A 20873-nucleotide genomic window follows, 5' to 3' on the forward strand; every position below is an offset into this window, starting at 1 on the left:
CCTGACTCAATCTATGAATCAGTCCACGATTCGGCGCATGCGAGAACTGATTAGCATACTGGCCAAGCATAACCATGCCTATTATGTGATGGATGCGCCCAGTATCAGTGATGCAGAGTATGACCAGCTGTTTCACCAGTTGAAGGCACTGGAGCAGCAGCATCCTGAGCTGATTCAGCCAGATTCTCCCACGCAAAAAGTGGGTGGTGAGGCCTTGGCCAAGTTTCAAAGTGTGCAGCACAGCGTGCCTATGCTGTCACTGGGTAATGTGTTTAATGAAGAAGACTTGCAAGCCTTTGACCAGCGGGTACGTGAGCGCCTGCCCAACCAGCCTTATGAATATGAGGTTGAACTCAAGTTTGACGGTCTGGCGGTATCGTTGTGGTATGAACAGGGCCGTTTTGTGCGTGGTGTGACTCGCGGTGATGGGGAAACGGGTGAGGATATTACCCATACGGTGAGTACCATTCGTAATTTGCCCAAGGTGTTGCAGGTGGAACCGGGGCAAGATGCACCTGAGTTTCTGGAAGTGCGCGGCGAAGTGGTGATGCCCAAGAGTGGCTTTTTAAAACTCAACCGGGATGCTGAGGCACGCGGTGAAAAAACCTTTGCCAATCCGCGTAATGCCGCCGCTGGGAGCCTGCGCCAGTTAAATCCTGAGATTGCTGCTGCCCGGCCACTGGCGTTTTTTGCTTATGGGATTGCCCAGTGTACCCCGCATCATGGTTTTGCCACCCAGTCTGACAGCATGCAATGGCTGACTAGGCTTGGTTTTGAAATTGGCGAGCAGCATTTTATTGCAGCCAGCGTGCAGGAAGTGCAGCAGGCCTATGAACAAATCCAGCAGCAGCGTGCCGATTTGTCGGTTGAAATTGATGGCATGGTGATTAAGGTGAATGCATTAAGCCAGCAAAAACAGCTCGGATTTTTAAGCCGTGAACCACGTTGGGCCACAGCCTACAAGTTTCCGGCACAGGCTGCGCTGACCACCGTTGAAAACATTGAATGGCAAATTGGCCGTATTGGCACGCTCACGCCTGTAGCTCGCTTAAAGCCGGTGTATGTCGGCGGGGTAACCGTTAGCAATGTGACCCTGCACAATATTGGTGAAATTCATCGATTGGATGTGCGTATTGGTGACACCGTGAGCGTGTATCGCACTGGCGATGTGATTCCCAAGGTGGAGCGGGTCTGGCCAGAGTTTCGTCCGGTTGATGCTGCTCCGGTAGAACTGCCGGCCTGCTGTCCAGTGTGTGATTCTCCGGTGGTGATGCCGGAAGGTGAGGCACTGGCGCGTTGCAGTGGCGGCCTGTATTGCCCGGCGCAGCGCATGGAAGCCATTCGTCACTTCGTTTCACGCAAGGCCATGGACATTGAAGGCTTGGGCGAGCGCTGGGTAGAATCGCTACTGGAAAAAGGCCTGATTAACAATGTGGCTGATATTTACCAGTTGCATGCGCATCAGGACGTGTTGCTCGGTTTAGACAAAATGGGCGAAAAATCCCTGCAAAACCTGCTGGCTGCCATCGAAGCCAGTAAGGAAACTACCCTGAGCCGTTTTATTTATGCCTTGGGAATTCGCGGGGTGGGGGAAACCACGGCACGCATGCTGGCAGACACCTTCCAGACGCTGGATAACCTGAAATTTGCCGATCTGGATGCACTGAAAAAAGCGCCTGAAGTTGGTGAAATTACCGCTGAGTGGATTTATGATTTTTTCCGTGCTGAGCACAACATGGAAGTGATCGACCGGTTGCTGGCGGCTGGCGTGCACTGGCCATTGCCTGCGCCCAGAACCCGTCAGCCCTTAACCGGTGAAAGCTGGGTACTCACCGGCACCCTGACCCAGTTTACCCGCGAACAAGCCACCCAGCATTTGCAGGCACTTGGCGCACGGGTCAGTGGCAGTATTTCAACTAAAACCCGCGCACTGGTGGCTGGCGAAAAAGCGGGTAGTAAACTGGACAAGGCGCAAAAGCTCGGTGTACGCATTTTAACGGAAACCGAATTTGTTGAGCTGATGCAAAGTTATGGGCAGGATATTTAAATAAAATTCTTCAAAATTAGCTCAATATTTATTTACAAAGTAGATACATTGAGGTTGGTTATAGTAGTTAAATTCATGGTTAAAACACTATGGATAAATCTAGTAGAAACACTGGTATTAAAGGATTTCACGGTTACAAAAATGGCCGGATAAATTGTAAATTACAGATGTATTAATCTTGTAATTGGATATAATCTCGCCAATTAGTAAGCCCTTGCTGAACTGTAGAACGAACTAGTGAATCTGTTTGTTTTGTCTACGCATCAGCAGGGGTTTTTCTATTGGCTAGGCGTGTAGGAGCACTACCGATTAGCCGGGCAACTGGTCTTTTTTTAATGGTGGTGACACGCAACTATGTTACTGTTTAGAACTGCTGACGTTGACAATACAACTCTCTTAAGTGCGCAACGGGTTTCAACCCGCCTGAATTTCTTTGCGCTGGGTTTTGGCACAGCGGCGTGGGCGCCACTGGTTCCTTTTGCCCAGCAACGACTGCATCTCAATCATGCTGATTTTGGCCTGCTGTTATTGTGTGCCGGGATTGGTTCCATGGTGGCCATGCCTGCCACTGGGGCACTGGTTCAGCGTGTTGGCTGCCGCGTGCTGATTGGCTTTGCCCTGCTGTTATTGCTGGCTGTATTGCCGGGGCTAACCATCTGGAATACGTTGCTGATGATGGCGATTTCGCTGTTCCTGTTTGGCGTTGCCGCAGGCAGTTTTGGCGTTGCCCTTAATCTTCAGGCGGTTATTGTTGAAAAAAATAGCCTGCGTTCATTAATGTCCAGCTTTCATGGCATGTGTAGCCTGGGTGGTCTGGCCGGGGTAATGACCGTTACCTGTTTACTGGCGGCAGGCGTATCGCCATTGGTCAGTGCTGTTGCCATTAGCATGCTGCTATTAGTCATTAGCATCTTGGCAGTGCCCACCTGTCTGGCAGAAATTGAAAAGGAAGAAGCTACAGAAGATTCTGCGCCCGAACAGCAAAAAACTGGCTGGAAATTGCCCAACCGGGTCATCCTGATGATTGGCATCATGTGCTTTATTGCCTTTTTGTCTGAAGGCGCAGCCATGGACTGGAGCGGCATTTACCTGACTTCCAAATATCAGGTGAGCACTGCTTACGCAGGTCTGGCATATACCTTTTTTGCCATTACCATGACACTGGGCCGTTTTTCTGGCCGCTATTTGTTGAAATCATTAGGCGAGAAAAACATTGTGTCCTATAGTGCCGCTTGTGCCGCGCTGGGTCTAGTGGTCGTGGTGACCGCACCGCACTGGTTTGTGGTGCTGCTGGGTTATGCACTGGTGGGTTTTGGCTGTTCCAACATTGTTCCGGTGATGTTTTCCCGGGTTGGCCGCCAGTCACTCATGCCCAAGGCTGCTGCATTATCCTGTGTTTCAACCATTGCCTATACCGGGTCACTGACTGGCCCGGCGTTAATTGGCATTGTCGGGCAGGCCACCAGCTTGACCATTGTATTTACCATCGTTGCTGCCATGCTGCTGGTAATTGCGTTTTTTAACAAGTTTACCCGGGTTGATCCAGTTTCAAACCACACATAATTTAGCCCTCAAAAATTAAAACGGGGCAAACTAGCTTGTTAAAACAGTAGCTGGTTTGCCCCGTATTTTTTTAAGCATGTCAAAGCCATGTTGGCGATATTATAGAAGTAACAGAAGCTAAGGCTGCTTTGCTTTCTTATAATAGACTTCTTTCATAACCCCCTATGTTCCTCCTGAGAAGCACTGCTTCGCAAGAGGGGGAATTTAAAGGGGTGAAAACTAGTTATGAAAGAAGTCTAACAACTTTCCTATAACAACTGATACGCGGTATTGACTGCCCGCATGGGCTGTTTAAAATTTTCCAGTTGATGGTTTTTGCGCAAGTCACTCAAAAACTGGTTGCGCCAGTCATTAATATCAAAGGTGGTTAAACCCTGCATCAATTGCTGGTAGCGTTCCAGCCGTTCCTGTAGGGGCATTTCTACCGCAATTTTTAAGGCATTAACCATATCCTGTGTATCGGTGGGGTCAACAATGAGCGCCTGCTGCATTTGTTCGGCTGCACCCGCATATTTGGACAAAATCAGCACGCCGGGATTTTCCGGATCCTGGGCGGCAATATATTCCTTGGCCACCAGATTCATGCCATCGCGCAGGGAACTAATCCAGCAAATATCGGTCAGGCGATATAGACCCATCAGGGTTTCATGCGGCACCACTTCATTGGTGCAGTCAATCGGCAGCCAGTCATGCTGGGCAAAGGTGTCATTAATTTTTTCTACGGTTTGATTGACCTGCCGGAACAGGCGCTGGTAGGCCAGAATATCCATGCGGCAAGGGCAGGCAATTTGCAGCTCGGTGATACGCCGGTGATATTGCGGATACTGCTGCAAAAACTCGGCAAAGGCATCAAAACGTTCCAGAATTCCCTTAGAATAATCAATGCGATCCACGCCAATAATGGTTTTCTGGTGCTTTAGCGCTTTTAAATCAAACACATCCTGCCGGTCATTGGCATGTTTTTTTGCCACTTGCTGAATCTGAGCAGGGTTAATACCAATCGGGTAGCATTTAATGGTAGTAATGCGTTGCTGGTAACTCACCAGTGAATGCTGGATTTTTTGCGCCTTCAGCAAGGTGGTGCAGGCCTGCATACACAGGGTCTGGTCATAATCGGTTTGCAGGCCCACCAGATCGTAATGGCATAAGTCCTGAACCAGACGCTCAGCTGTTGGAATGCATTTCCAGATGGAAAGTGGTGCAAATGGAATATGCAGGAAAAAGCCAATCTTGTTATTCATGCCCAGTTCACGGCAATAGCGCGCCACGCTAAAGAAATGGTAGTCATGTATCCAGATCACATCATCTGGCTGGGCAATGGCTTTAAGCTGCTGGGCAAATAGCGCATTTACCTGCTGATAGGTATCAAACTCGGCCTGATTATATTCAATCAGATCCTGCCGTTCATGCATGGCTGGCCACAAGGTGTTGTTGGCAAACCCGCAATAATACTGGTCATACTGTTGCTGGGTGAGTGGGCAGGTCAGGTATTCAATTTTGCCATCTATAATTTTTCCAAACTGCGGCTTTGCTGCTGTATGGTCTGTTTGAATATTGTCGCTAACAATTTCACCATTCCAGCCCAGCCAGGTGCCACCTTTTTCCGTTAGCGCATCCTGTAAAGCCACAGCAAGGCCACCTGCAGCAGGCTTGTCAGGATTGGGCAGGCTCACCCGGTTGGACAATACAATTAGTTTGGACATGTTTCTTCTCCATATTGTTCCCGTGTGCAACTGGTCACTGCATTATTGGCAGCACGGCAAGGCAAAAACTGGTGAAACTGAGCTAAAAACGCTGCAACTGCAGAAGTATCTTTGAGACGGTATTGGGCATCGGTAGGCCCACTTCCCACCTTGATGCTCATCCCCTGTTGTGCATTGACTGCCTTAAAACCGGATTCATCGGTAATATCATCGCCAATAAATATTGGTGTAATGGAATTAAGTTCCAGATGGGCCAGAATAGTCTGGATGGCATGACCTTTGTCTGCCTGTATTGGCAGGATTTCCACCACACACTTGCCATGATTCAGCTTCATTTGCGGATAACTGACCAGTAACTGCTGCATGATGTCATGGGCAACCGGCTCCAGTTCAGGGCACTGACGATAGTGCAGGGCAAAAGAATGCTGTTTATCTTCCAAGAGCAATCTGGGATATTCAGTGCAGGCATGCTGGAGTGCCTGTTTTAAGCGGTCAAAATCAATACTGCTTAAATCCGGACTTAGACGGGTATGACTGTCCAGTACAATATCCAGACCGTGCAAACCTGCAATTGGCAACGTCATTGATTGAAACAGCTGCTGTGCTATCTGAATCTGTCGGCCAGTTACTGCAATTATCGGCACCTGACAGCGCTGAATAGCTTTAATGGCTGCCAGCGTATCATCAGGGATAAAGCTTTGTTCAGGATTATCACAAAAATCAGCCAGCGTGCCATCAATGTCCAGAAACAGGCAGTAGGAGTTAGATGTTGCCTGAAGCTGTTGGATTAGCTCGGCTGGCTCATTAAAACAAACTTTGCTAAAAACAGGGTCTTGGCTAGTAGGTACCTGATCCAGCGCCAGATGATGGATGGCATCTTGGGGTGAATCTTCAAAATTTTGATTTTCAGCGTTTTGCTCGTTAAGTGATTGGCTGGTCATTCTAGTACCCTCGGCTAGGCCTTTTTTTAGCATCAAAATTCATGGTTTGGCCGAAATTTATTATTTGCACTACATAATATTAAGTTTTTACACATAAATTTTTCACAATATTACGTATAAGGTTGCTTGAATTAATTCCCCAGTTTTTATAGTTAAAATAATAAGCTGATATTTATGCTTTTTTTGGTCCTCATATTATTGGGAATAATATATTTATACGTGAATAGACTTATTTTAGATTTACCTTTAATGACCGGATATTACCCCTGACTCTAATATCCTGATACTTGGTACTGCGTTTAAGCTTTTTTTGTAAAAGCAGTATATGAACTGGCGCACTGAAGTTAAACCATTTGTCCCAAAATGTAGCTTTAAAACAAGGTGTTATGTCATCAAAAAATAGTGCAAATGCGTATGCTTCTCATTTTTAGTTGTTAAAAATCATAAACTTACACAATTATTCGCTTTGAAAAAATAATAGGCTGCGTCATAATGATTCCAGTTTTGAGGAGAAACATCATGCGCGGCGATACCGAAGTCATTAATTATCTGAATATGCTGATTGGCGGCGAACTTGCTGCGCGTGACCAGTACCTGATTCATTCCCGTATGTATGAAGACTGGGGCCTGCATAAGCTTTACGAACGGCTCGACCATGAATCCCAGGAAGAGGGTGGCCATGCCGATGCACTGATTCGCCGGGTATTGTTTCTGGATGGCACACCGGATATGTCGCGTGATAGCCTGAATATTGGCACCGATGTGATTTCCTGCCTTGAAGCCGACCTTGCGCTGGAATACAAAGTGCGTAAGGATCTGGCCAAAGGCGTGCAATTGTGTGAAGCCAGGGGTGATTATGTCAGTCGCGACATGCTGCGAGCCCAAATGGCCGATACTGAGGAAGACCATACCTACTGGCTGGAAAAACAGCTGGGTCTGATCAAGAAAATTGGCTTGCCGAATTATTTACAGTCGCAGATGGGCGTTTAAATTAATTTAATCGTTAAATAATTTCAATTTATAAAAAAGCCCAGTTTAATTGGACTGGGCTTTTTTATTTCAACATCAAGAATTATTTCACGCTGGTATCGCGCTTTTGCTGGCGCAGAAAACCACCACGGCGCGCAGGTAATGGATTTTCCACCTGACGCTCGGCACGACGCTTGGCCATGCCATACAGCCCAGTGCCAACCCGAGGCTTAAGCTCAACAGTTTTCACCAGATTATCAATATCATGCTTGTCCAGTTCTACCCAGCGCCCGGTACGCAACTCGCGCGGCAAAATCACCGAACCGTAGCGGGTACGCAGTAGACGGCTGACCTTTAGACCCTGTGATTCAAATAGGCGACGTACTTCGCGGTTACGGCCTTCTTTAACCACCACCTGATACCAGCGGTTAATGCCTTCACCACCAATTTCGCTAAACGATTCAAACTTGGCCGGGCCATCATCCAGCTCAACACCTGCCAGCAGATTTTTACGCGCCTCAGCAGTAACTTCACCCATCACGCGTACCGCATATTCACGTTCCACTTCATTGGACGGATGCATCAGGCGGTTGGCCAGCTCGCCATCATTGGTAAACAGCAGCAGGCCGGTACTGTTAATATCCAGACGACCTACCATCACCCAGCGGTCATTGGCAATTTGCGGCAGATGTTCAAACACTGTCGGGCGGCCTTCGGGATCATTGCGTGAACAGATTTCACCTTCAGGCTTATAGTACACCAGCACCCGGCGGCGTACTTCATCTTCCAGCTGGAACTGAACTTTACGGCCATCAATACGCAGCTCGTCACCCGGTTCAATACGTTCACCCACCTGGGCAATGCGACCATTGACGCTGACACGTCCGGCAGCAATGACTTCTTCCATATAGCGGCGTGACCCCAGGCCAATTCTGGCCAGTACTTTTTGTAACTTTTCACTCATAGCAAACACAACCTTAATAAAAAAACCGCTTTAACCACGCTGGTGCATCTGTCTGGGCCTGTCACGATAAACTATCGTTAAAGGTATCCAGTACTTCCTTGACATCTTCTAGCGGTGGTAAAGCTTTTAATGACACGAGGCCAAAAGCATTTAAAAAATGTTTCGTGGTGACCAGCAGGGCAGGTCGCCCCGGGATCTCACGAAAACCGGATTCGGTAATCCACTGACGGTCAAACAGTGTTCTTAAAATCTGACTGTTCACGGATACACCACGAATATGTTCAATATCAGCACGGGTTACCGGCTGATGGTAGGCAATCACAGCCAGTGTTTCGAGCAGGGCACTCGATAGTCGCACCGGACGTTCAGGCCAGACTTTGGCAATCAGGCTGCTGTAATGTTCACGCACCTGAAAGCGATAACCCTGCGCCGTTTCAATCAGTTCAATGGCACGGTTGTTCTGGCGTGCAGCCAGCAGTTCCAGCCACTGTTTGATTTGTGTAGCACTAATACTGTCATCAAAGGCCTGCCTGAGCTGGGCGATATTAACCGGCCCTTCACTGGCAAAAATCAGGGCTTCCAGCCGCAGCAGGGCATCATCAATAATGTTGACTGGATGATGCGCGCCAGGCTGCAACAATGCTGGATGAATGGGGTCGGAATCAGGCAGCATGGCTGTGCCGTCCTTCAACCTTAAGCGGCTGTTCAATGCCAGAGCCACGGATTTCAAGCTCGCCCTGACGTACCAGCTCCAGCACCGCCATAAAGGTCACCACAATACCCATGTGACCTTGCGCCGGATTAACCAGTTGGTGAAACGACATCACGCCACCCTGCATTGCCATGTGACGGATAAAATCAATGCGTTCTTCCAGCTGTACCGGCTCTACTTCCACCTGATGGCTTTGCAGACGCGGACGCTTGAGCAGCAGGGTCATGGCTTCATGCAACAGGCTAGCATCAAATTGTTCATCATCCTGCGCGTAAACAGCAGCCACTGTGCTGTTGGCATCAAATACATCGCGTTCCAGAATCTGGCAGGCACTCAGCCATAGGGCGCCCTGCTTCACCTTGGCGTAGTTTTGCAGTCGGCTGAGCAAATCCTGACGCGGGTCATCTTCGGGTTTGGCAATCTGCGGTTTGGGTAACAGCAGGCGTGACTTGATATCCGCCAGGGACGCTGCCATCACCATATAATCAGCGGCCAGTTCAATATTGAGTGCTTTCATGCCCTGAATATAATGCAGGTACTGGGTAGCAATAGGTGCAATGTCCAGTGTCACCAGATTCAGGCCATTTTTATGGACAAGATAAAGTAAGAAGTCCAGCGGCCCTTCAAAGTATTCCAGCAAAATCTGGAACGCCTCAGGCGGGATATACAGGTCATCCGGGATCTGGGAAAACCACTCATCATGAATACGGGCAACCGTAGGCTGAGCAGGTTCACCAGCAATTTGTTGTTGGTTCATGTAATTAGGCCACGCGAATTTATACAAAAGGCATGAAAAATAGTTACCATCATCTGAGCAATAACAGTGCGCAGAGCTGCCTACTTCACAAAATAATAAGCGCTACAAAAAAACTGTATTAAGCTTTTTTCAGTGAAAGTCAACAGGCGCGATTAAAGAGCACTTTCTATGCCAACTTCTTATTTTTACAAAAATTGACAGTTTTGCGCTCGTAATGAGAGGATTGTACAGCAAAGCAGCCGTTTAAGTGTGAACGATCAGTCAGTTTGCAAATTATCTTATTTATTGAAAAACAACGTTCAGCCTGCTGGAAAAATCATGCCAGACAGGCTGAACGAGACGTATACAACCAGACAGAACAGTTTATTTAAAATTTTAATTATGCGAATGCGCTCACATTTCCCATGCCCTCACGCACCACAACCGGATAATCACCTGATAAATCAATGATACTGGTCACGCCACGGCTACATACGCCACCATCAATAAACAGCTCAATTTGCTTGCCCAGTTGCATTTCAATATCGTAGGGATCGTCAAATGGCAGGTCCTGCCCCGGCAAAATCAGGGTACTGGTGAGTAGCGGTTCATTCAGTTCTTCCAGCAATGCCTGGCAAATTGGATTGGTCGGAATACGAATACCAATGGTTTTTTTCTTGGGATGTAACAGGCGACGTGGTACTTCACTGGTGGCTGGCAGAATAAAAGTACAGATACTGGGGGTATTGGCCTTCAATAAACGGTATGTACTGTTGTCTACCTTGGCATAAGTGGCAATATCGGACAAATCCCGACACAAAATGGCATATTGGTGCTGCGCGGGTAAGCGACGAATTTGGCCAATTTTTTCCATTGCAGCTTTGTCACCGATATGACAGCCAATCGCATAACAGGCATCAGTGGGATAAACCGCCACATCACCGGCATGGATGCGGTCAACGGCCTGCTGAATCAGGCGTGGTTGCGGGTTATCCGGATGAATACGTAAATGCAGCATGTTCATGTTCCTTATTGTTCAATTAAAACACGCCCATGAAGTGGTGTTTTGTCACCTTAGCTTATACCTATATTTAATCTAGGCTATTTTGATTGACTTCACTTTAAAAAATGTAAAATCACTGGCGAATTACTAAAGGATAGGTAATCAGCAGTATTGTTGCACAAGATATTCTGCGTTGATCAGCGTATGAAGAGGTTTAATATTTTTTAGATTACGAAGTAAGGCGTTTTAGAGTTTGACCAAGCTGTATTGGGCTTTTGTTGCTGCTAGGGAACAATAGTTAATACTTCTAGTATGCTGGCGCAAGATGAGATCAGGCAATTTGGTTTTGCTATCCTGTTTAAACTGGCAGCATGAGTCCACTGGTCAGGCATTTGGATGTCTGTCCTATGAAAATTTAGCAATAGCGTGTAAAATTATATCTTATTCTTTGACAGCGCTCTTACAACTTTGTAGAATTGCCGCCCTGTATATGTTAGCAAATCATGTCAGCAAATCATTTTTCATCAAACGACAGCGCATCAAAGCACGTGTCATCAAGCGCGTCCCAGTTACCGTCTCGGATTGAGCCGTTTAAGTGGGCAGAGCAAGGCTATAACTGGGCCGGTCAGGTTCCATTAAGCCGTTTTGCACGTATTGCCAGTGAAGCAACTGTACCTGCGGGTCAGCCTGATACTGACGAGCTTATGGTAAACGTTGATTGTCGCCTGTATATGGATGACTATCAGCGTGTTGCATGGCTTGATGGAACACTGTCTGCCACAGTGCCGATGACATGCCAGCGTTGTCTGGAGCCTGTTGAGGTTCCGGTGGCAACTCAGGTACATCTGGCACTGCTGACCGATGAAAAACAGGCCGCGCGTCTGGATGAAGATGCTGATTTTGTCATTCTTAGCGAAGAGCAGGTGGTTCATGGCGTAGATGACGTCCAGACCATTGACCTGATTGAATTGCTGGAAGACGAACTCTTATTGTCGGTGCCGATTTCACCACGCCATGATGCGTGTGAAAACCAGCATCACCCTGTGGTAGAGGATGAGCCAGAACAGATCAAGCGTGATAATCCGTTTGAAGCACTGGCTAGTCTTAAAGGTAAACTGGATTCTTAACATTTTTAAGTCTCCGGCCCAGATTAAAGTTATTGCCTGATCTATTTGATCAATTGTTAAGGAGCCTCTCATGGCCGTTCAGCAAAACCGTAAAAGCCGTGCTCGCCGTGACATGCGCCGTTCGCACGATGCACTTATCGCCAACACTGTATCAGTTGATAAAACAACTGGTGAATCCCATCTGCGTCACCATGTGACCAAAGATGGTTTCTACCGTGGCCGTCAACTGTTTGCTACGCCAGCAACAGAAGAATAATTGATTCAGGGTGTGCACTTTATGCCACCGTTGATCAACCGAGTGGGAGCTTAGGCTCCCATTTTTATTGACTTTTTATTGATGTTGACTTCAAGTCCTGATCTAGTTAACCGCTGAATCGGGATAACAAGACAAGAGGTCTTAAGGAATCTTGCACATGACAGCGTCCATCAGTCTCCCGAAGCTTCAGGGACATACCGCATTTGTTTTTCCGGGGCAAGGCTCACAAAAGCCTGGCATGCTGGCTGAACTGGCCGAGCAGTTTAGCCTGATCCGGCACACTTTTGATGAAAGCAGTAATGCACTGGGTTTTGATGTCTGGCAAATCGCCCAGAGTGGCGAGCAGCTGGATCAGACTGCCTATACCCAGCCGGTATTGCTTACAGCCAGTATTGCCATTTGGCGTGTCTGGCAAGAGCTGGGTGGTGTCAGTCCTGCTGTTTTGGCCGGTCATTCGCTGGGTGAATATAGCGCGCTGGTGGCAGCAGGTAGCTTGAGCCTTAGTGATGCAGTCAAGCTGGTGCATTTGCGCGGCCAGCTTATGCAGGATGCAGTGGCTGAAGGACAGGGCGCTATGGCTGCCTTGCTCGGCAAAACTGATGATGAGGTAGAAGCCCTGTGTGCACTGGTTGCCCAGCACAGCGGACAGGTGGTAGAAGCAGCCAATTATAATGCAGCCGGGCAGGTGGTGATTGCCGGCACCAAAGATGCAGTGATGCAAGCCATTGCACAAGCCAAGGCGCAGGGTGCCAAGGCCATTGTGTTACCGGTCAGTGTGCCCTCACACTGTGCGCTCATGCAGCCTGCCGCTGAAAAACTGGCCGAGGCACTGGCCAACACCTGCTTTAATGCACCGCTTATACCTGTCGTACAGAATGTAAATGCCCAGATTGAAGCGGATGTCGACAGTATCAAGACGGCGCTCATTCAGCAGTTGTATCGTCCGGTACGCTGGACACAAAGTATGCAGATGCTGTCCAGTCTGGGTACTGAATATGTGGTGGAATGTGGTGCAGGCAATGTGCTGGCTAATCTGGCCAAGCGTCTGCCTAGCATCAAAGCAGCGTATGCTACCGACACGCGCACCCGGCTGGAAGATGCCTTAAGCGCGATTTCTCTGGCAGAAGGAAAACTGGCATGAGCGCAGGAAATGGGAATGGTAAAAAAGTGGCCCTAGTGACTGGCGCAACCCGTGGCATTGGTGCTGCGATTGCAAAGCAACTGGCACAGGATGGCCTGTTTGTAGTGGGAACTGCCACTACCACAGAAGGTGCTGCGCGGATTAGTGAACAACTGGCTGGTCAGGGCGCTGGCATGGTGCTGGATGTGCGCGACAGTGCTGCTATTGACCAGTTAATCACGCAAATTGAGGCCCAGTTTGGATCGGTTGTAGTGCTGGTGAATAATGCCGGGATTACCCGTGACAATTTGCTGCTGCGCATGAGCCATGATGACTGGAGCGATATTTTATCCATTCATCTGGGGGCAGTGTTCCAGCTCTCCAAGCGTGTTCTGCGTGGTATGACTAAAATGCGCTTTGGCCGTATTATTAATATCAGCTCTGTAGTCGCACAAATGGGCAACGGCGGGCAGGCCAACTATGCCGCAGCAAAGGCTGGCATGGAAGGCTTTAGCCGTAGTCTGGCCCGTGAAATGGGTAGCCGTAATATCACCGTAAACTGTGTAGCGCCGGGTTTTATTGCTACCGACATGACTGAAGAGCTGAGTGCGGATGCCAAAGCAAAAATGCTGGCGCAAATTGCGGTAAACCGTCTGGGGGCTCCGGAAGACATTGCCTATGCGGTAAGTTTTCTGGCAAGTGAAAATTCTGGTTACATAACTGGTACGGTTTTACCCGTCAATGGCGGCTTATACATGCACTAAAACCATTTTGGTTCTTTGTAATTGTCCAAGTTTAGTCTAAACTAAGCCGGTACATTTAATAACGCCACATGCATGAGGAGAATTCCTGTGAGCGATATCGAACAACGCATTAAAAAAGCTGTAGCTGAACAGCTCGGTATGCGTGCTGAAGACATCAAGAATGAAGCATCTTTTATGGACGATCTGGGTGCAGATTCATTAGATTTAGTAGAACTGGTTATGTCATTTGAAAATGACTTCGGTATTACTATTCCTGATGAAGATTCTAACGCCATTACGACTGTTCAATCTGCCATTGATTATGTCAGTGCGAAAGTAGGCGAAGCCTGATTTTTGCTTTGATGTATTAAAGCAAGGCTTACATTAAAACCGCGCCAGTCGCGGTTTTTTGTTGCCTGTAAAATGATCTTGGTTGAAAAACGATGAGTAGAAGTTTCAACATGGGATGTTAAAGATGCGGCCACGGATATATTTTAACTATAGATTCATAATAGGTTAAATTTCTGGCTAATTATTAAAGCAATACCCTAATGACTACAACGCGACTTACACACAATCCGTAGTAAAACCTTTTAGGCTGAATATTCATTAATTTTCTGCAAAAGTGCACACAGAATTCATTCAGGTTTGTGCCATAAAAGATGGAGAACACAGCATGGGTATTTTTAATTTTACTAAAGGCATTGGTGAAAAACTGACGGGTCATAAACAACAGCCCGCGCCTGCCGCCAATCCAAACACCACACATCAGGCTACACCATCTGCTGCACCTGCCGCCCCACATCAGGCCACACCGCGTCCGGCTGTGCCTGCTGAGCCTAATCCTCAGGTTATTGCCAATTTACTGCTGAATCGCATTAATGGTTTGGGTTTGGGAATTGATGGTTTAAAAGTTCATTATGAAGGCAACACTGATACCGCCGAGATTAGTGGTACTGCCAAAACGCAGGCGGACCGTGAAAAGGTCATTCTGGCAGCGGGCAATGTAGATCATGTGGCCAAAGTGGTTGACCATATTCTGGTCAGTACTCCAGCGCCGGAAAGTAAGTTTTATACGGTCAAATCCGGTGACAATTTATCCAAGATATCCAAAGAAGTGTACGGGGATGCCAATCAATACCAGAAAATCTTTGAAGCCAATCAGCCCTTGCTCAGCAGCCCTGACAAGATTTATCCAGGACAGGTATTGCGGATTCCATCCTGATTGAATATTGGCTAACACGTGTCACCTCTACAAGAAGTCCTGAATAGTCAGGACTTTTTAATTGTGGGGCTTAGGTTGAACAGACGGCTACCAGAATTTCTAGCACGTCTGTCATGTTGAATCCTATAATTCTTGAGCCATACCAGATCCAGACTATGCCAAACCCAGACTGCGCCAGATTCGTGGATTCATCAGGCGCATGGTACGTTGCAAAATATGCTGCGCTTGCTGGCGGGTCAGGCGCTCATCATTTTGGGTTAATAACTGAAGCATGATTACCGCCTGTCGCTTAAGCGCTGTACTTGAAGTGTGTTGGATTAATCGGCCCAGCATTAGCGGAATTTGGGCACGATGTAGACCACTGGTGCTGTTTTCTAAGTGTTGAATCAATCGCCAAGCTGCTTTGTTAGCCAGTTTCTCACCAATAATTTCATTGATGACCCGTAACACGTCGGGCTGCTGATAACTGGTGTAATTTATCTCAATACTACTAACCAAGTGCTGCTGCTGAGCCAAACCAAGGTTTAGCCAGTTATTGGACAAAAATACATATAGGTCAAATGTATTTTCAGATTCAGTAGCCAGTGGGTGGGCCAGTAACTCAAAAACAGCTTGAGTAAGCTGGTTAAAATTAATAGGCTGGGTGTAATACTGAAATTCGAGTTGATCTAATAACTGGGTAAAGGTCTCTTGCTGCTGCAAGATAAACAGTTGAGAAAGTTGATGAAGCTGCTGCTCAAAACGATGAGAAGTTTCCATGATCAATGCAATCCGATGATTGCGATAAATGTGGAAATGACAGTGTAGCAAAATCAGCAATGAAGAAAAATTAATCAGCCTGCATTTTTAACTGCTGCTGTGTAAGCGCCCAATCCACATGTACCTGTACGACCCCATCATGCTGGCTTTGTTGCAGCGCCGCAATAATCTGCGGGTCAAAGTCTGCATTGCCCAGACCAATCGCCACATTACGCATAAAGCCCTGATAACCCGTGCGCCGGATCGCACTGCCTTCGGTTTTGCTTAAAAATTCCTGCTCAGTCCATTGCCATAGCTCCAGCAAGGTGGCCTGATTTAGGTTATGCCGTGCCTTGAAGTCATCTTCTCTGGAAAGCTGGGCAAAGCCATTCCACGGGCAAATCAATTGGCAATCATCGCAGCCAAACACCCGGTTGCCAATCGGCTTTCTGAATTCTTCGGGAATAATGCCCTGATACTCAATGGTCAGGTAGGCAATGCATTTGCGCGCATCCAGTCGGTAGGGCGCCACAATAGCCTGCGTGGGGCAAATATCCAGACAGGCCGAACAACTGCCGCAATGTGCAGTAGCCGGTTCATCAAAAGGTAAATCAAGACAGGTAAACAGCTCGCCCAAAAAAAAGAATGAACCGGCTTTCTTGTTAATCAGTAGCGTATGTTTGCCTGTCCAGCCAAGGCCGCTTTTTTCAGCCAGGGCTTTTTCAAAAATAGGGGCAGAGTCTGCAAAAGGCCGCGATTCAAACGGGCCGACTTTTTCTTCAATGAGACGTGCCAGTTGCTTGAGTCGACCGCGCACCACTTTATGATAATCGCGACCACGGGCATAGCGTGCAATAATGGCTTGATTGGGTTCATGCGGTACATAGCGGTGTGGCGGTGCTTCAGCCAAATAATCCATACGCACACAAATGATGCTGCGAGTATCTGGCACCAGTAGGGTAGGATTAGCCCGTTTGTCCAGATTGGCAGCAAGATAATCCATATCGGCATGAAAGCCATCGGCAAGGTATTGCTGTAAATGCGGAATCTGGTCTTGGGTGTCTGGCCGTGCAATCCCGCAATCCGAAAAGCCAAGCTGGCGTGCCTGTGCCTTGATCCAGTCTTTTAATGCCTGTGGATTTTGCCTTAATGTTTCATCCAGCAAAGGAATAGTAGCCTTTTTGCTAGCCATGACAGCCCATCCATTGGTAATGGCAGAAGCAATGACAAGCGGCCTGAAAAAATGTCATGATCAAAATAGTTTAAAACCAATTAGCACAATGAACAGTAGCACAATGAACAGTAGCACAATGAACAGGAGAGTGGCACATGCGTCCAGAGGTGTTTAGCCGTGAACAGGTGCAGGCGTGGGAACAGCGCTGGTTTGCTGCCGGAAACAGCAGCTATGGTCTCATGCAGCAGGCTGCATGGCAAATGATGCCGCATATTGTGCAATATATCGACAGTCTAAAACAAGATCAGGCAGTTCAACATCAGGCAAGCATTGGCATGTATTGCGGGGCCGGCAACAATGGCGGCGATGGCTGGCTGCTGGCGGCCTATTTAAAGCGGGCTGGATTTAGCATCTGGGTGTATGAGGTAGAGCCGCCTCACACGGATATTGCCAAGCAAGCCAAAGCCTATGCGATAGCACAACAGGTCAGGATTTTTTATGCCCTAAGTCAGCTACCTTTTGCTGATATACAAATTGATGCGTTGTTTGGCATTGGCTTAAATCGCAAGGTGGGTGGTGCATACCAGCTTGCTATTGAACAGTTTAACCAGGGTAGTGGCTACAAGGTGGCACTGGATATTCCCAGCGGCCTTGATGCCAATAGCGGTGCCGTGCTGGGCATAGCTTGTGAGGTTAACTTGACCTTAACTGTACTGGGCTTAAAGGCAGGCCTGCTTACCGGACAGGGACCCGCGTATGCAGGTAAGGTGATTAGCCTGTCACTGATTCCACCGGATGATCAGGTGCAGGTATTGGCAAGGCTGGATCAACAAGTCCCTCAATTACCCAAACGCCGGAAAACTGGCCATAAGGGAACTTATGGGCATGTGCTGATTGTGGGTGGTGATGAAAACATGGGTGGTGCAGCGATCATGGCTGCTGAGGCTGCACTGGCTGGTGGCGCTGGTAAAGTGACCTTGCTGACTCACGAAAAACATCATAGCGCTGTGCTTAGCCGTTGCCCTAATGTCATGACCTTAGCCATGCCAGCACTAGCGCAAATTACAGCAGAATTTGCAGCGCAGGTAAGCCAGTCTATCGACTGTATTGTGATTGGCATGGGGTTGGGGCGACATGACTGGAGCAAAGCCATCTGGCAGGCATTTTTACCTGTGCTTGAACAAGCTGAAGCAGTGAATCGTGTGGTTATTGATGCGGATGCACTGTGGCATTTATCAGCGGAGCATCTGGCCGATGAACATGATCTAAAAACCGGGTTACATCAGCACTGGTTCCTAACGCCGCATTCTGGCGAGACAGCCCGCCTGTTAGGAACAACGATGCATGCGATAGAACAGGATCGTATTGCAGCCATTTATGCATTAAAGGAAAAATTTGGTGGCAACTGGCTGTTAAAGGGTGCTGGTAGTTTAAGCCTTGATGGGCAGGGCTTAAGTATTTGTGGTTTGGGCAATCCCGGTATGGCCACGGCAGGTATGGGCGACATTCTGGCGGGCATGGCAGGTGGTTTACTGGCACAATTACCCAATTTGCCACTGCATGAGATTGTGACCCTACATGCCGCAGCTGGCGATATTGTGGCAAAACAAGGAGAACGTGGCTTGCAGGCGCCCCAAATGATTGAAGCCATTAAGCAAGTAGTGAATTAGGCAGTTACAGCTACTTGCAAAGCTATTTCTAACACTACCCTAGCGTCGTCTCACCCCACGACTTCGGCCACGCGCCATCCCGCTGCCAATCAGGTTCATCACGGCCAGTCGGTTAAGGCTACCCGAAGTATGCGCATGGCAAATGGCACAGGCCAGCGCGTCGGCAGCATCAGCTTGTGGCTTGATACTCAGGCTTAGCAAGCGCATCACCATCATTTGCACCTGTTCCTTATCGGCAGCGCCATAGCCCACCACCGATTGCTTGATCTGGCGCGCGGTGTATTCAGCCACACTTAAATCCTGATTCACCAGTGCAGTAATTGCTGCACCGCGCGCTTGTCCCAGCTTTAGCGCAGAATCCGGGTTTTGTGCCATAAACACTTGCTCGACGGCAGCTTCAGTAGGTTTATAAAAATCTACAATCCGGCTAATGCCATCAAAAATCCGTTTGAGGCGCTCTGGCATATCCATGGTTTCAGTGCGAATGGTACCTGCATCCACAAACAGCAGTTTGGAACCTTCTTTTTCGACAATGCCATAACCTGTCAGGCGCGAGCCCGGGTCAATCCCGATAATTAATGGCATGACGATCCTTTAAAAAACTTAATTCGCCCTTATTTTTACACAGATTGCTGAAGAATTGCTGCACTAATCTGCTAAGGTTTGCAATAAAGCGCACACCAGTTGTTTCTATATTGGAAGAAAAACATGTTAAACCCTATATTAATTTTACTTGCCGGCATTGTGCTTGAGGTTCTGGCCTGGATTGGCGCTGCCCAGTTCATCAGTGGCTGGTGGATTTTCTTCTGGACAGTTATTGCCTTTGTATGGGGCTTAAGTATTTTGCGCAGTAGCGTTGGTGGCATCATGCCGCAATTGCAGCAAATGCAAATGACTGGTCAATTAAGCGGTGAACCCCAGGTGCAGCAAAGTTTGCCCAAGGCACTCGCAGGGTTTCTGTTACTGCTGCCGGGCTTGATTAGTGATGTGCTGGCCCTGTTGATTTTGATTCCAGCAGTACAAAACATCGTGCGCAATGCTCTAACCAATATCATGATGAAACGCCAGAGTGCCATGATGCAAAACATGATGAAGGGCATGGGCGGCATGAACACAGGTGGTAGCTTTGGCGGCAAAAGTAGTGGCCAACCGGACATGATGGCTGAGCTGATGCGTCGTATGCAGGAAATGCAAGGGCAGGGCACATCATCTAGTGCTGGTCAGGCACATCGTCCCACCGTAATTGATGGTGAAGCCCGCCATGTTGAACCTGATGTGAAAAAAATAAAGCCTGCCAATGATTAATCAGCTTTTTAAAGAGTAAGAAGCTATTAATCAGGCAGGCCAAAACTAAAAAATAACGTAAGCCGGTCTTTTAACCTTCACGGCAAGGATGCCAGACGATGTTGGGATTTAATTATTATTCAGCATCTGCATTTGGATCATAAATCAAAATAGCCTTGCCTTCGGTTTCAATCATGCCCTGTTCTTCAAGGGACTTAAGAACACGACCCACCATTTCACGTGAACAACCTACCAGCCGACCAATTTCCTGACGGGTAATGCGAATCTGGCGGCCATTCGGTAAAATCATGGCTTCAGGTTGTGCCGCCAGATCCAGCAGGCAACGGGCAATACGGCCAGTCACATCGATGAAGGCCAGGTCGGTGACCTTGCGTGTGGTATTGCGCAGGCGGCGTACCAGCTGGGCAAACACGGCATAGCTCAAGTCAGGATAAATCTTGGCCAGCTCATGAAAAGTTTCATAGCTGATTTCTGCAATTTCACACATGGCACGGGTGCGAACTTCGGCAGAGCGCTGGGACTTTTCTTCAAACAGGCCCATTTCACCAAAGAAGTCACCGGCGTTCAAATACGCCACCACAATTTCACGTTCCTCATCTTCTTCAATGATGATGGAAACAGAACCTTTTAAGATTAAATACAGCGAAGAAGATTCGGCACCCGCCTGCACAATGGTGGTGCGGTTTGGATAGCGCCGGATTTGTGCATGTTTCAGCAGCATTTTCAGCGAGGCTGGCAGCTGCATGGGTGAAAAGACATCTGTGCTTAACGAAGAGTTGGAAGACGCATACATATTTTAAATTCCCAAAAGTTGACGCCTCAAACCATTACCGTCATGCAGTGTTGACTAAAAAGTTGATTTGCTGGCACCAATACT

Annotated in this window: 21 protein-coding genes; 11 read left to right on the forward strand and 10 right to left on the reverse strand. The window is 48.0% G+C overall.

Annotated features, from left to right (window positions below):
- Nucleotides 1-13 precede the first annotated feature (13 nt).
- Nucleotides 14-2047 (forward strand): NAD-dependent DNA ligase LigA, encoded by a 2034-nt coding sequence (gene ligA, locus Q337_RS17865; protein ID WP_034280475.1) that lies wholly within the window; start codon nucleotides 14-16, stop codon nucleotides 2045-2047.
- Between the two features lie 354 nt (nucleotides 2048-2401).
- The gene (locus Q337_RS0113665) at nucleotides 2402-3610 is read left to right on the forward strand and encodes an MFS transporter (protein WP_026472058.1); all 1209 of its coding nucleotides are present in this window, start codon (nucleotides 2402-2404) and stop codon (nucleotides 3608-3610) included.
- A 248-nt stretch (nucleotides 3611-3858) separates the two neighbouring features.
- Here Q337_RS0113665 and Q337_RS0113670 read toward each other — a convergent pair whose 3' ends face one another.
- Entirely contained in the window at nucleotides 3859-5313 is a 1455-nt protein-coding gene (locus Q337_RS0113670; protein WP_026472059.1) for a trehalose-6-phosphate synthase, read from the reverse strand.
- On the reverse strand, nucleotides 5301-6170 hold the full coding sequence (gene otsB / locus Q337_RS0113675) for a trehalose-phosphatase (RefSeq protein ID WP_051526900.1): 870 nt from the start codon (nucleotides 6168-6170) through the stop codon (nucleotides 5301-5303). The genes Q337_RS0113670 and otsB overlap by 13 nt, the downstream gene beginning before the upstream one ends.
- A gap of 603 nt (nucleotides 6171-6773) precedes the next feature.
- Here otsB and bfr point away from each other — a divergent pair.
- Entirely contained in the window at nucleotides 6774-7244 is a 471-nt protein-coding gene (bfr, locus tag Q337_RS0113680) for a bacterioferritin (RefSeq protein ID WP_026472061.1), read from the forward strand.
- Between the two features lie 82 nt (nucleotides 7245-7326).
- On the opposite strand, the gene rluB is transcribed toward bfr, so the two are convergent.
- From rluB to Q337_RS0113700, 4 genes are all read right to left on the reverse strand, one after another.
- A complete protein-coding gene (gene rluB, locus Q337_RS17870; protein WP_051526897.1) occupies nucleotides 7327-8187 on the reverse strand; it encodes a 23S rRNA pseudouridine(2605) synthase RluB in 861 nt (286 codons plus the stop codon).
- 61 nt (nucleotides 8188-8248) lie between these two features.
- Entirely contained in the window at nucleotides 8249-8860 is a 612-nt protein-coding gene (gene scpB, locus Q337_RS0113690) for an SMC-Scp complex subunit ScpB (protein WP_084494858.1), read from the reverse strand.
- Nucleotides 8850-9656, reverse strand: coding sequence for a segregation and condensation protein A (locus tag Q337_RS0113695; protein ID WP_051526898.1), 807 nt, complete (start codon nucleotides 9654-9656; stop codon nucleotides 8850-8852). The genes scpB and Q337_RS0113695 overlap by 11 nt, the downstream gene beginning before the upstream one ends.
- A gap of 379 nt (nucleotides 9657-10035) precedes the next feature.
- The gene (locus Q337_RS0113700; RefSeq protein WP_026472064.1) at nucleotides 10036-10653 is read right to left on the reverse strand and encodes an L-threonylcarbamoyladenylate synthase; all 618 of its coding nucleotides are present in this window, start codon (nucleotides 10651-10653) and stop codon (nucleotides 10036-10038) included.
- Nucleotides 10654-11141: 488 nt separating this feature from the next.
- Here Q337_RS0113700 and Q337_RS0113705 point away from each other — a divergent pair, with 488 nt between their 5' ends.
- The 6 genes from Q337_RS0113705 to lysM all read left to right on the forward strand — a co-directional run bounded on the left by Q337_RS0113705 (nucleotide 11142) and on the right by lysM (nucleotide 15109).
- Entirely contained in the window at nucleotides 11142-11765 is a 624-nt protein-coding gene (locus tag Q337_RS0113705) for a YceD family protein (protein ID WP_051526899.1), read from the forward strand.
- 70 nt (nucleotides 11766-11835) lie between these two features.
- A complete protein-coding gene (rpmF, locus tag Q337_RS0113710) occupies nucleotides 11836-12021 on the forward strand; it encodes a 50S ribosomal protein L32 (RefSeq protein ID WP_026472066.1) in 186 nt (61 codons plus the stop codon).
- Nucleotides 12022-12178: 157 nt separating this feature from the next.
- The gene (gene fabD / locus Q337_RS0113715) at nucleotides 12179-13162 is read left to right on the forward strand and encodes an ACP S-malonyltransferase (protein ID WP_026472067.1); all 984 of its coding nucleotides are present in this window, start codon (nucleotides 12179-12181) and stop codon (nucleotides 13160-13162) included.
- A complete protein-coding gene (gene fabG / locus Q337_RS0113720; protein WP_026472068.1) occupies nucleotides 13159-13905 on the forward strand; it encodes a 3-oxoacyl-ACP reductase FabG in 747 nt (248 codons plus the stop codon). The genes fabD and fabG overlap by 4 nt, the downstream gene beginning before the upstream one ends.
- 87 nt (nucleotides 13906-13992) lie before the next feature.
- Nucleotides 13993-14235 (forward strand): acyl carrier protein, encoded by a 243-nt coding sequence (gene acpP / locus Q337_RS0113725; protein WP_026472069.1) that lies wholly within the window; start codon nucleotides 13993-13995, stop codon nucleotides 14233-14235.
- A 325-nt stretch (nucleotides 14236-14560) separates the two neighbouring features.
- Entirely contained in the window at nucleotides 14561-15109 is a 549-nt protein-coding gene (lysM, locus tag Q337_RS0113730; protein WP_026472070.1) for a peptidoglycan-binding protein LysM, read from the forward strand.
- Between the two features lie 153 nt (nucleotides 15110-15262).
- Here the strand turns inward: lysM and Q337_RS0113735 are convergent, their stop codons facing one another.
- Complete coding sequence (locus Q337_RS0113735) at nucleotides 15263-15868, reverse strand: hypothetical protein (protein WP_026472071.1); 606 nt, start codon at nucleotides 15866-15868, stop codon at nucleotides 15263-15265.
- Between the two features lie 70 nt (nucleotides 15869-15938).
- Entirely contained in the window at nucleotides 15939-17039 is a 1101-nt protein-coding gene (gene queG / locus Q337_RS0113740; protein WP_026472072.1) for a tRNA epoxyqueuosine(34) reductase QueG, read from the reverse strand.
- Between the two features lie 137 nt (nucleotides 17040-17176).
- On the opposite strand from queG, the gene Q337_RS0113745 reads away from it, so the two are divergent.
- Nucleotides 17177-18691: a bifunctional ADP-dependent NAD(P)H-hydrate dehydratase/NAD(P)H-hydrate epimerase gene (locus Q337_RS0113745; RefSeq protein ID WP_026472073.1), complete on the forward strand. Its 1515-nt coding sequence runs from the start codon at nucleotides 17177-17179 to the stop codon at nucleotides 18689-18691.
- Between the two features lie 39 nt (nucleotides 18692-18730).
- On the opposite strand, the gene ruvC is transcribed toward Q337_RS0113745, so the two are convergent.
- Nucleotides 18731-19276 (reverse strand): crossover junction endodeoxyribonuclease RuvC, encoded by a 546-nt coding sequence (ruvC, locus tag Q337_RS0113750; protein WP_026472074.1) that lies wholly within the window; start codon nucleotides 19274-19276, stop codon nucleotides 18731-18733.
- A 123-nt stretch (nucleotides 19277-19399) separates the two neighbouring features.
- Here ruvC and Q337_RS0113755 point away from each other — a divergent pair, with 123 nt between their 5' ends.
- Nucleotides 19400-19996, forward strand: a complete 597-nt coding sequence (locus Q337_RS0113755; protein WP_026472075.1) for an FxsA family protein — start codon at nucleotides 19400-19402, stop codon at nucleotides 19994-19996.
- Between the two features lie 115 nt (nucleotides 19997-20111).
- Here Q337_RS0113755 and crp read toward each other — a convergent pair whose 3' ends face one another.
- Complete coding sequence (gene crp / locus Q337_RS0113760; RefSeq protein ID WP_026472076.1) at nucleotides 20112-20789, reverse strand: cAMP-activated global transcriptional regulator CRP; 678 nt, start codon at nucleotides 20787-20789, stop codon at nucleotides 20112-20114.
- Nucleotides 20790-20873: the final 84 nt, after the last annotated feature.

Origin of the sequence: Alkanindiges illinoisensis DSM 15370 (assembly GCF_000619845.1) — a bacterium.
Lineage (GTDB): Bacteria > Pseudomonadota > Gammaproteobacteria > Pseudomonadales > Moraxellaceae > Alkanindiges > Alkanindiges illinoisensis.